Raw genomic sequence first — 11,031 nt, 5'->3', positions numbered from 1 at the left:
CTTGAAATTGCAAGGGCTATTAATTACTTATGTTTTGAGCTTTGTTTATTTGTTAATACATACTAACTAACTTTCTTTAGACCCCTAAATGCTTATTAAATGAAATAAACTGACATTAAAATCATTTTTTAAAATAAAAACCTTGCACCTCTTAAACCTCTGCTATATGATATTTTTCAGCTGATTTAAATCATTTTTGTAAGTTTATGTTTACGCTAAGGAGGGATTGAGATGGCACAGGGAGCTGTTCATCATCCGCACCATGAGGTCAGCGTTTGGCCCTTCCCGATCGGTATAGGTACCCTGCTCGTGCCGATAGCCTTCACGATGTTCTTTCACTATGGCTGGCAGATGCCCGGTCTGATAACAGGTGGGGTTGCCCTCGTACTCATACTCGTCGGTGCTGCAGGATGGGCTAATGAGCACTTCAAGGTTGAGAAGGACGAAGGCTTCGGCTGGCTGGGGATCCTCACCTTCATACTCTCTGAGCTGGTCATCTTCGGAACGCTCTTTGCCTTCTTCTGGACCGCAAGAACCGCCCACGCGGACGAATGGGCTAAGTGGGTGCCGGAGGGTATAAGCCTTGGAATGGCTGGATTGCTCACCCTTATACTTTGGGCTTCAAGCTTCACCATATTCAAGGCTGAGCTTGCCCTTGAAGAGGAGGGTGATAACGGAAAGGCGCTTACATGGACGGGACTCACCTTTCTTTTAGGTGCCCTCTTCGTAGTCCTTCACGTGAGGGAGTGGATACACCTGTGGCATGAGGGCTTTACCCTGAGCGCCAACGCCTACGGAACAGGCTTTTACTCTCTCACGGGTCTTCACACCTCCCACGTTCTGGTGGGTCTGATAACCCAGCTCTACGTCATGTGGCTTCTTGCCAGTGGTAAGATGAACAAGGACAAGCCGACTCTGATGAAGGCAGCTTCCGCTTACTGGCACTTCGTTGATGTCATGTGGATGCTCGTTGCTGGAACGGCGTATCTTGTGGGAACGGCAGGGATATGATGGGAAGAGTTCTCTTGCTCCTTCTTACCGCTATGTCCTTAGCCCTCGCCGAGGCTGTGGGCTCTGCGAACGTTCTCCGGAAGGACTTCTTTGACCCCTCTGTCCTGAAGATAGATGAGAAGAGGTATCTGGGTAACTACATAGCCAACTCCAAGGTCATCCTTGAGAGCGGAGAGGAGGTTGACCTTTACACGCTTATCTCCAAGAAGCCGACGATACTTCTCCCCTCCTACTACACCTGTGAGGGTTCCTGTCCCATAAGGATAGACAACCTTAACAAGCTCATAAAGAGAGAGAAATCTCTGAGAAACAGGGACTTCAACGTGCTCGTTCTCTCCTTTGACGAGAGGGACAGCCTTCAGACCCTCCAGAAGTTCAAGAAATCCCACGGACCCTTTACGGCTCAGTGGGTATTCGGTCTAATACCAAAGGAGGAGATTGAGACCCTCATGGGGAGCGTGGGCTTCAGGTTCTTTTACTCCGAAAGGGACAAGACCTTCGTCCACCCCAACGTTTACATATTCCTCGCACCAGATGGTAGGATAACGAGGTATCTCTTCGGGGTAAGTCCCAAGGAGAGGGACATAAGGATATCCCTTGCCGAGGCTGAGGGTGGAAGGATAACCACCAACTCGGTCGTTGACCTAGCACTCCTCGTCTGCTATACCTACGACCCCAGCAGGAGCACCTTTGTAGTTAACCCGACGATCATATTCGGGGGGATAGGGTTTGCAGCCCTCGGCAGTGTGGTCCTGATAGCTTTTGCATCAAGTAAGTTTCTCAAAAGGGAGGTGTCATGATGGAGCAGGTGCTTGCATACCCTGCTAAGTGGTGGTACGACGCCGTTACGGTCTGGCTGGTCGTGGCGGTGGTGATCTACATAGTGGTTGCTGTCCCCGGGCTTTACTTCATCATGAAGTACAGGTTCAAGCCTGGAGAGAGGGAAGTTGGAGACCACGAAAAGCACGGGCACTGGGGACTTGAAGCCCTCTGGACGATAGTTCCAACGATAATAGTCCTCGTTCTCGCAACATACTCCTTTGCGGTCTTTAAGAAGCAAAGGACTGCCCCTCCCGATGCCATGACCATAAAGGTTACGGGCTTCATGTGGGGGTGGCAGGCTGAGTATCTGGATGAGAAGGGAAACACCATCAAGACCGTAGTAACATCCTTTAACCCCAACAGCTATGAGGTTCCGGAGGACCAGAAGATAGTCGTCCCAGCGGGCAAGCCCGTGAAGGCACTTCTGACTTCCCTTGATGTCATCCACTCCTTCTACGTCAAGCCAGCGAGGATAACTGAGGATATGGTCCCCGGAAGGATAACCCACCTCTGGTTCCAGATAAACAAGCCCGGGGAGTACTGGATCTTCTGCAGGGAGTACTGCGGTACGGGGCACTCCCACATGTTTACCAAGCTCAAGGTGGTTCCTCCAGAGCAGTTTGCCCTCTGGCTGAAGGGGGAAACAAACCTCGCCAAGTCTGAAATAAAGAAGGAGGTTGTGAGATGAGAGAGGCTATCTCGGTGCCTTACTTGAGAGCCGGCTTTAAGGAGTGGCTCTTTACAACCGACCACAAGAAGATAGGACTGATGTACCTTACCACCTCCTATATCTTCTTCCTCGTTGCCGGACTTTTTGGTCTCGTCATTAGGTTTGAACAGACAGTCCCCGGACAGCAGCTGGTCTCCCCCGACTTTTACAACTACCTCCTGACAGGTCATGGAGCTGTCCTGCTCCTTTGGTGGGCTATAGCCTCCCACATAGGTGGTTTTGGTAACTTCCTGCTTCCGCTGATGATAGGGGCAAGGGACGTTGCCTTCCCGAGGCTGAACGCCCTCAGCTGGTGGGCTTTCTTCGGAGCGAGCGTCCTTGTCCTCCTGACCCTGATACCCGGAAACCATATAAAGATGATGTGGACCGGATACCCACCCTACTCAGCCAGCGGGGATGCTGGTGTTACGGCTCTTTACGTCTTCATAATTCACCTGATAGGTATATCTTCCATAGCGACCGCCGTTAACTTCATAACCACCTACATAAAGATGAGGGCACCCGGTATTCACTTCTGGAACACCAACATGTTCGTTCATACGCTTATAGCTGCGAACGTCATACAGCTCGTTGGCGTTCCCTCCCTTGCGGGTGCTGTCACTATGCTTCTCCTTGATAAGTACCTCGGAACCAACTTCTACAACCCTGCACAAGGAGGTGACCCGCTCCTGTACCAGAACGTGTTCTGGTTTTACTCCCACCCTGTTGTCTACGTTCAGATACTCCCAGTTTTCGGCTTCTTCTCTGAGATAGTTCCCACCTTCGCAAGGAGACCCCTCTTCGGATACAAGAGCATGATTTTCGCCGTGTGGGGCATAACCCTTCTGAGCTTTGAGGTCTGGATACACCACATGTTTGTCTCCGGTGTTCCCGACTGGGCAAGGGTGATAATGTCCTACACGACGATACTTATAGCCGTTCCCACGGGCATAAAGATATTCAACTGGATGGGTACACTTCACGGAGGGGCGATAATCCTCAGGTCTCCCATGCTCTACGCCCTCGGCGGAATATTCATGTTCCTCATAGGTGGTCTGACCGGAATACCCAACGCTATGGTCGCCATAGACCTTGGAATCTCTGACTCCCTCTTCATAGTTGGACACTTCCACTACGTCCTCGGTATGGCTCTTACCCTCGGACTCTTCGGGGCGATAATCTACTGGTTCCCCAAGATGACAGGGAAGATGTATCCCGAAGGGATGGGTAAGCTCTCCTTCTGGCTGACCTTCATAGGAGCGAACCTCTTCTACTTCTTCCAGATGGTCGTCGGTATGCTCGGAAATCCAAGAAGGTATCCCGACTATCCACCCATACCCGAATGGGTGACCCTTCACCAGATACAGACCGTGGGCGCTGTCATACTCGGTCTCGGAGTTCTCGTCTTCACCATAGGTATAATCAAGGGGCTCCTGAGCGGTGAGAAGGCTCCCGACAACCCCTGGCAGTCCCAGTCCCTTGAGTGGAGGATACCCTCTCCCGCTCCCGTTGACAACTTCGGAGAGGAGCATCCTAAGGTTGAACCCGATTACCACCCCTATAAATACGGAGCACCGCCAGTCTTTTAAAAGCTTGAGCAACCTCCTGAGCCGTTCTCTTTGAGGGGCGCTCAGCCCCTCACCTTCTTTCAAATAGAGAAATAAGGATTTCAAAATCTGAAAATTATGTTTTTTCTCCTTGACCTTTCCTCGGAAGTTTCTATAATTTTCTTTAAAGTTAGGACTTACTAACAGGAGGTTGTGCCATGGGAGAAAAGGAGGACTTCTTTCCATCAGGAGCCATAAGCTTCTTTGGACTTCTCGTGGGCTTTTACGTCTTCCTGTGGGGACTCATATACCTGCTTTTACTTGCCTTTGCGGGCTGAGGAGGTGGAGCCATGGACAGAGCTGAGAGGAATGCTATAGCTACGGCGGTTGCGCTCCTTCTGTTCTTCTTCGTTCTCATAGTCTATGCGGCTAAGGGGCTGAAGATTGACCTTCCCACCTGCATCACCGATGTAGAGCCCTTCAAGGAGGGAAGGCTGATTCAGCATGCTAAGGGCAGGTATGAGCTCCACGTCGTCGCTAAGATGTGGCTCTTTGACTTCAACCAGGGACAGACAGAGATAGAGATACCAGCGGGTTCAACGGTGGACATATACCTGACCTCTGCGGATGTGGTTCACGGTATGCACGTAAACGGAACCACCGTGAATCTCATGGCTGTGCCCGGAACAGTAAACTACGCCAGATACAAGTTCACGAAGCCCGGAGTTTACCACGTGGTCTGTCATGAGTTCTGTGGGGTTGGGCACCACGCCATGCAGGGAAAGATAGTCGTTAAGTAGGAGGTAAGGCTATGAGAGTTGAGGGAAGCATAAGGTTCATTATCCTGAGTGAGATAGTCTTCCCACTGCTTCTGCTCATCTTTGGTATTTACCACGGCGTTATGCAGGTTCTCTACAGGGCTGGAATTATAAGGGCTGACTCCTTTCTCGGTATTGACTACTATCAGGGGCTTACCCTCCACGGAGTTATAAACGCTATAGTCTTTACAACCTTCTTCGCTGTTGCTTTCGGAAACGGAGTTGTGCTCTATGCCCTGAAAAAGCCCCTCAGACCTGCGGTCCAGTGGCTCGCCTGGCTGATGATGGTGGGTGGTACCCTGATGGCAGCCTGGGCTATGTTCACCAAGAAGGCGACCGTTCTCTACACCTTCTACCCACCCCTCATAGCCCACTGGACCTTTTACATAGGTGCTGTTCTTCTCTTTGTCGGCTCTCTACTTCCCTTCTTCTTTGACTGGATTCCCAACACCATAGCCTGGAAGAGGGAGAACCCGGACCAGAAGATACCCCTCGCTGTCTTTGGAGTTCTGGTCAATCACACGCTCTGGACTATAATGATAGTCCCCGTCGCCATTGAGATACTATTCCAGCTCTTCCCTCTGTCGGTTGGCTGGGTTGATGAGATAAACCCCCTCCTCGCAAGAACCCTCTTCTGGTTCTTCGGACACCCAGTCGTGTAGTTCTGGCTTCTCCCAGCCTACGTGATGTTCTACACCATGCTCCCAAAGATAGCCTCCGAAAAGGGGAAGCTCTACTCGGACCCGGCGGGAAGGCTCGCCTTCATCCTGTTCCTGCTCTTCTCCCTGCCGGTCGGTCTTCACCACCAGTTCACTGAGCCCGGGATAAGCAACACCTGGAAGCTTATACACGCCATATTTACCTTCTGCGTCGCCCTTCCAAGCCTTATAACCGCCTTCACCGTCGCTGCCTCCCTTGAGTACACCGCAAAGGCTGAGGACCCATCGGTCAGAGACTCCAAGTTCTACTGGTGGACAAGGCTCCCCTATCTTAGGCTTGAGGGGGACAAGTGGCTCTTCTCCTACCTCTTTGCGGGTCTTGTCCTCTTCTTCTTCGGCGGTATAACGGGGATAGTTAACGCCTCTTACAACCTGAACCTCACCGTCCACAACACAGCTTACGTTCCCGGGCACTTTCACACCACCGTAGGTGGTCTCGTTCTGCTCTCCTTCCTTGGTATGTCCCTTTACATGGTCTCAAAGCTCAGGGGAACGGATGTAAAGTTCAAGGGTCTTGCCGCCCTCGCACCCTACTTCTGGATGCAGGGCATGTTCATGTTCTCCTACGCCATGATGGTCGGCGGTGCCCTTGAAGGCTTTCCCAGGAGGACGAACGCCGGACTCACCTACCTTAATCCCGACTCTCCCCTCTACAGACCCGAATGGGTGGGCTATGCCCAGCTCTCCGTCGTCGGCGGTGCCCTACTCGGGATAGGCTTCGTTCTCTTTCTGATAGCCTTCTTCGGGACCCTCCTTGCACCTAAGGTGAGAGAGGCTACCGTTGAGTTTCCCCTCGCTCAGGCCTACCATGACGCTCCGACACCAGTTCTGAACAACCTCAAGGGCTGGACGCTTGCCGCTGTAGTCCTCGCGGTCCTCTCCTACATACCTCCTCTCTACGACGTTACCCAGAGGGGAGTTTTCCACAACTCGCCCGCCTACAACGAGCAGTACCCCATACCCCTGAAACAGCTCCAGCAGACCCAGAACCAGTCGGATGAGAAGCTTTCTCTTAAGGAGGAGAGGTGAGATGCGTTTTCTGGCTCCCCTCGTCCCCCTTTTTTTCCTTTTTCTTCTTTCCTACGCCCAGACTGGGGGAACTGGCATACCTCCCAACGAGAGCAGGACCTTAGGCAAACCCCTTCCGGATGTTATCCTGGTTGACTCGGAGGGTAAGGAGTTCAATCTCTACTCCCTCAAGGGAAAGCCCCTAATCCTGAGCCCCATATACACCCACTGCACCTCAGCCTGCCCCATAATAACCGAGAGCCTGAAGAAGATGGTAAGCTCAACCGAGGGAGATATTTACGTTCTGAGCCTAACCTTTGACCCTCAGGACAGGGTGTCAGACCTCAAGGCTTTCAAAGAAAAGCACTCCTTGAAGGGGGATAGCTGGAAGGTTGTCTTAGTGAAGGATAGATCCCAGCTCTTCAAGCTCCTTGACGCCATTGACTTCCGCTTTGCAACCCTACCGAACAGGGAGTTTGTCCACCCGAACCTGATAGTCTTCCTTGACAGGGATATGGTCGTAAGGAAGTATATGTACGGCGTGAGCTTTGACAGGCTTGAGTTCTCCAATGCCCTGAGGATAGCGAGGGGTGAGATAGCTCTTCCGGAGAAGTTCAGGGGACACCTCTTCCTCGTGGGTATGCTCGGCTTTGTGGGAACACTACTCTACACGATAGTCAAGATAACCCGCCTCCGCTACGCCAAGAAGATGGCAGCGTAAAGGAGTGCAACGACCATCCTGTAGATACCGAAGATTGTAAAGCCGTGGGAGTTCAGGAACCTGAGGAAGAGCTTCACCGTCAGGAAGGCTGTTATGAAGGCTGTTGCAAAGCCTATCCCGAGCAGATTCCACTGGGACTGCTCAAAGCTTGGACCTGTCTTGAGGATGTCGTAGGCTGTTGCGGCAAGCATCGTGGGGACCGCGAGGACGAAGGAAAACTCCGCTGCACTCTTCCTGCTCAATCCCATCAGCATTCCGCCTATTATCGTTGCCCCCGACCTTGACACCCCCGGCACAACGGCGAGGGACTGAAAGAACCCTATGAGGACAGCTCTCCTTAGGGGGAGCTCATCTATGTCTTTCAGGTAGCAGAACCTCTCACAGTACCTGTCGGCGAGTATGAGCACTGTCCCCCCAAGGAATAGGTTTATCACCACTATCAGGTCGTTCCCGATAAGGTATCCCTTTATGAGCTTGTAGAGGAAAAAGCCAACGATACCCGTGGGCAGGAAGGCGAGGACTATCCTCTTCCACGTCTCATAGTTCTTTATGAACCTCTCAAGGAAGACGAAGAGGACGGCGAGTATTGAGCCGAGCTGAATCGCTATCTCAAAGCTCTTTGTGAACTCATCCTGAGGAAGCCCGAGGATGTGGGCTGTGAGTATAAGGTGTCCCGTTGAGGAGACGGGCAGAAACTCAGTCAGCCCCTCAACTATTCCCAGAAGGAAGGCATCGGCGGGCGTCATGGAGAGATAATTATAAAGGCTGTGAGGTACGATGCGGTCGTTGTTGGAGCCGGACCTGGAGGTGCGAGCTGTGCCTCCGTCTTAGCCCAGGAAGGGGCTAAGGTTCTCCTTCTTGAAAAGAGAAGGCTTCCGAGGTTCAAGCTCTGCGGTGGCTGTCTCTCCGCCCGGACAGTCTCCCTCCTTCCCGAGGGCTGGGAGTCCGAGGTTCTAAACGAGATAAGGGGTGGAGTTCTGGGTTTTAAGGGAGAGGAGTTTGTTGAGAGGACCGCCCTTCGGGCGGTGGCTTACATAGTAGATAGAAACAGCTTTGACCACTTCCTCGTCAAGGACGCCCTCAACAAGGGGGCTGAGCTCTGGGAAGAGACCGAGTTCCTTGGCTTTGAGGAAGGGAAAGGGGTCATCGTTGAGACAAGCAGGGGAAGGGTTGAAGCTGACTTCCTCATAGGTGCGGACGGCTTTTATACAAAGGTGGGAAGGAGTCTTGGCTACCGGAAGGAGAAGTTCTTCCGCTCCATTGAGCTCTTCACGGAGGGAAGGCTACGAGACAGGGTGGTGATTGACATAGGTGTGGTCAGGAGGGGCTACGCCTGGATATTCCCTAAGGGGGAGAGGATAGCGGCTGGGCTCGCAACGACCGGAAAGGAAAACCTCCTTGAGACCCTGAGGGGCTACCTCTCCTCCCACAGGCTCTTTAGTGGTGTAAGGTTTAGCACTCCCAAGGGCTGGATGATACCCTTCATAACGAAGGAAGAGGATGCCCAACTTGGTAGGGGAAAGGTGCTCCTTGTGGGCGATGCGGCGAGCCTCGTTGACCCTCTTCTCGGAGAGGGCATATACTACGCTCTGCTGAGTGCAAAGCTTGCAGCCCGCTCAATCTCCACCTCACCCAGCTCTCCCCTCACCTCCTACAGGGAGCTCCTTAAGAGAGAGGTTATCCCCGAACTTGTGTACGCCGGCAGGATAGCGAGCTTAGCCTACAGGTTTCAGAGGGCAGCCTTCAGGATGGGAAGGGGCTACGCCCTTGACAGGTTCCTCTCCCTCCTTTTGGGGGATGTAGGCTACAGGGAGGCGTACCTGAGGGGACTTCCCGAGTTCCTGAAATCTCTATTGCCTCTTGAAAATTTTTTGCATATAATAATAGATAAAATCCAAAGGAGGAGGTAAGTACCATGAGCAAGAGCCTACAGGGAACAAAGACCCTTGAGAACCTTAAAGCAGCTTTCGCAGGAGAGTCCCAGGCTAACAGGAGGTATCTCTACTTCGCAAGGCAAGCTGACATTCAGGGATACCCCGATGTCGCCAACATATTCAGGGAGACCGCCGAGGGTGAAACGGGACACGCCTTCGGACACCTTGACATGCTCAGGAAGTACGGCGGTGAGGACCCCGCAACAGGAAAGCCCATAAACTCCCTTGAGGAGATGCTTGAGTCCGCAATAGCCGGTGAGACCTACGAGTACACCGAGATGTACCCAGGCTTTGCCAAGGTGGCAAGGGAAGAGGGCTTTGACGAGATAGCCGAGTGGATGGAGACCCTTGCAAGGGCTGAGAAGTCCCACGCAGGAAGGTTCCAGAAGGCTTTAGAGCAGTACAAGGCATCAGCCTGATCGGGAAGGGGCGCTCCCGCCCCTTCGTAAAACCTAAAGGAAAGATAAAAGGTGAAAGAGAATGTATGAATCAAGTATAGGTGGTGTAAAGGACTTTAACTTCAATATAAAGGACCAAAAGTTCTACGACGAGAACGCCCTCTGGGAAGAGGCTAAGAGGGTTTACTCCAAGTGCAAAGACTGCAGGATGTGTATTAGCTTCTGTCCCTCCTTCCCTGCCCTCTTTGACGCCGTTGATGCAAAGGATGACGACCTTGATAAGCTGACAACCCAAGAGCTCGCAAAACCCTTAGAGCTTTGCTTTCACTGCAAACAGTGCTACTTCCAGTGCCCCTACACACCCCCTCATGAGTGGAAGATAGATTTCCCTCACCTCTCCCTCAGATACAAGGCTATAAAGTTCAAAAATAAAGGTGCTGGCATATTTGATAAGCTGATGGTGAACACAGATCTCAATGGAAAGCTCAACGTCGGACCTCAGGCAAGGCTTGTGAACAGCCTTATGGAGGCAAAACCCGTAAGGGTCCTATTAGAAAACTTTATGGGTATAGACCAGAGGGCTAAGCTTCCTAACTTCAACACGGAGAGCTTCGTAAGCTGGTTTAGGAAGAACAGAAGACCGGTCAAGGGTGAGAACGGAAAGGTAGCCCTCTTCTCAACCTGCCTGCTTGATTACAACTTCCTTGAGAAGGGGATAGCCCTCGTCAGGGTATTTGAGAAGAACGATATCTACATGGAGCTTGCTGAGCACGAATGCTGCGGAATACCCTACTTTGATATAGGAGATATAGATTCGGCAAGGGAGAAGGCAAAGAGGAACGTAGAGAGGCTAAAGCCCTATGTCAATGCTGGCTTTGATATAGTTGTGCCCATACCCACCTGCGCCCTGCAGATAAAGTATGAGTATCCACTGCTCCTTCCCGATGACCCCGATGCTAAAGCTGTCGCCGAAAAGGTTTACGATGTCCACGAGTACCTCTGGAAACTGAACGAGGAGGGAAGGTTCAACAAAGACTTCAAGGTATCCATGGGAACGATAGCCTACCATATACCCTGCCACCTCAAGTCCCTGAACGTTGGTTACAAGGGTGTAGCCCTCTTGAGGCTCATACCCAACACCAAGGTCAGGATAGCGGACAGATGCTCGGGTCATGACGGGACCTTCGGTGTGAAGAAGGAGACCTTTGACTACGCCTACAAGGTTGGTTCAAGGCTCTTTGACGACCTTAAGGCTCAGCCTGCGGACCTCTACGTCTCCGACTGCCCACTGGCGAGCAACATGATAGAGCTCGGAACGGGGAAGAGACCCCTTCACCCCCTTGA

General features: G+C 52.1%; 10 protein-coding genes and 1 pseudogene. 10 read left to right on the top strand and 1 reads right to left on the bottom strand.

What is annotated here, in order from left to right; all coding sequences use genetic code 11:
- The first annotated feature begins 231 nt into the window (after nt 1-231).
- From AC1HCM_RS03995 to AC1HCM_RS03965, 7 genes and pseudogenes are all read left to right on the top strand, one after another.
- Nucleotides 232-1,011: a cytochrome c oxidase subunit 3 gene (locus AC1HCM_RS03995; protein ID WP_479460488.1), complete on the top strand. Its 780-nt coding sequence runs from the start codon at nt 232-234 to the stop codon at nt 1,009-1,011.
- Nucleotides 1,011-1,811, top strand: coding sequence for an SCO family protein (locus AC1HCM_RS03990; protein WP_479460487.1), 801 nt, complete (start codon nt 1,011-1,013; stop codon nt 1,809-1,811). The genes AC1HCM_RS03995 and AC1HCM_RS03990 overlap by 1 nt, the downstream gene beginning before the upstream one ends.
- Nucleotides 1,811-2,521 (top strand): cytochrome c oxidase subunit II, encoded by a 711-nt coding sequence (gene coxB / locus AC1HCM_RS03985; protein ID WP_479460486.1) that lies wholly within the window; start codon nt 1,811-1,813, stop codon nt 2,519-2,521. The genes AC1HCM_RS03990 and coxB overlap by 1 nt, the downstream gene beginning before the upstream one ends.
- Nucleotides 2,518-4,131 (top strand): cytochrome c oxidase subunit I, encoded by a 1,614-nt coding sequence (locus tag AC1HCM_RS03980; protein WP_479460485.1) that lies wholly within the window; start codon nt 2,518-2,520, stop codon nt 4,129-4,131. Before coxB ends, AC1HCM_RS03980 begins: the two co-directional genes overlap by 4 nt.
- 308 nt (nt 4,132-4,439) lie before the next feature.
- Complete coding sequence (locus AC1HCM_RS03975) at nt 4,440-4,889, top strand: cytochrome c oxidase subunit II (protein ID WP_479460484.1); 450 nt, start codon at nt 4,440-4,442, stop codon at nt 4,887-4,889.
- An 11-nt stretch (nt 4,890-4,900) separates the two neighbouring features.
- Nucleotides 4,901-6,655 (top strand): annotated as a pseudogene (locus AC1HCM_RS03970) (cbb3-type cytochrome c oxidase subunit I).
- A gap of 1 nt (nt 6,656) precedes the next feature.
- Nucleotides 6,657-7,355 carry an SCO family protein gene (locus AC1HCM_RS03965; protein ID WP_479460483.1) on the top strand — a complete coding sequence of 233 codons (699 nt, stop codon included), beginning with the start codon at nt 6,657-6,659 and terminating at the stop codon, nt 7,353-7,355.
- Here the strand turns inward: AC1HCM_RS03965 and uppP are convergent.
- Nucleotides 7,331-8,101 (bottom strand): undecaprenyl-diphosphatase UppP, encoded by a 771-nt coding sequence (gene uppP / locus AC1HCM_RS03960; protein ID WP_479460482.1) that lies wholly within the window; start codon nt 8,099-8,101, stop codon nt 7,331-7,333. The genes AC1HCM_RS03965 and uppP overlap by 25 nt on opposite strands.
- A 21-nt stretch (nt 8,102-8,122) precedes the next feature.
- Here uppP and AC1HCM_RS03955 point away from each other — a divergent pair, with 21 nt between their 5' ends.
- From AC1HCM_RS03955 to AC1HCM_RS03945, 3 genes are all read left to right on the top strand, one after another.
- Nucleotides 8,123-9,265: a geranylgeranyl reductase family protein gene (locus tag AC1HCM_RS03955; protein ID WP_479460481.1), complete on the top strand. Its 1,143-nt coding sequence runs from the start codon at nt 8,123-8,125 to the stop codon at nt 9,263-9,265.
- A gap of 5 nt (nt 9,266-9,270) precedes the next feature.
- A complete protein-coding gene (locus AC1HCM_RS03950) occupies nt 9,271-9,708 on the top strand; it encodes a rubrerythrin family protein (protein ID WP_479460480.1) in 438 nt (145 codons plus the stop codon).
- A 61-nt stretch (nt 9,709-9,769) separates the two neighbouring features.
- Nucleotides 9,770-11,031: heterodisulfide reductase-related iron-sulfur binding cluster (locus tag AC1HCM_RS03945; RefSeq protein ID WP_479460479.1), on the top strand; the 1,262-nt coding region annotated here is incomplete at its 3' end.

The sequence above is a fragment of the Hydrogenivirga sp. genome, from assembly GCF_056450045.1.
Note: the sequence above shows the minus strand (reverse complement) of the source record. Positions and strands in the feature narration are given on the sequence as shown.

Bases quoted from the DNA above. Each gene is read 5' to 3' on its own strand.
- AC1HCM_RS03980 (WP_479460485.1), top strand. From the start codon at position 2,518: ATGAGAGAGGCTATCTCGGTGCCTTACTTGAGAGCCGGCTTTAAGGAG.
- uppP (WP_479460482.1), bottom strand. From the start codon at position 8,101: ATGACGCCCGCCGATGCCTTCCTTCTGGGAATAGTTGAGGGGCTGACT.
- AC1HCM_RS03990 (WP_479460487.1), top strand. From the start codon at position 1,011: ATGGGAAGAGTTCTCTTGCTCCTTCTTACCGCTATGTCCTTAGCCCTC.
- coxB (WP_479460486.1), top strand. From the start codon at position 1,811: ATGGAGCAGGTGCTTGCATACCCTGCTAAGTGGTGGTACGACGCCGTT.
- AC1HCM_RS03950 (WP_479460480.1), top strand. From the start codon at position 9,271: ATGAGCAAGAGCCTACAGGGAACAAAGACCCTTGAGAACCTTAAAGCA.
- AC1HCM_RS03975 (WP_479460484.1), top strand. From the start codon at position 4,440: ATGGACAGAGCTGAGAGGAATGCTATAGCTACGGCGGTTGCGCTCCTT.
- AC1HCM_RS03965 (WP_479460483.1), top strand. From the start codon at position 6,657: ATGCGTTTTCTGGCTCCCCTCGTCCCCCTTTTTTTCCTTTTTCTTCTT.
- AC1HCM_RS03995 (WP_479460488.1), top strand. From the start codon at position 232: ATGGCACAGGGAGCTGTTCATCATCCGCACCATGAGGTCAGCGTTTGG.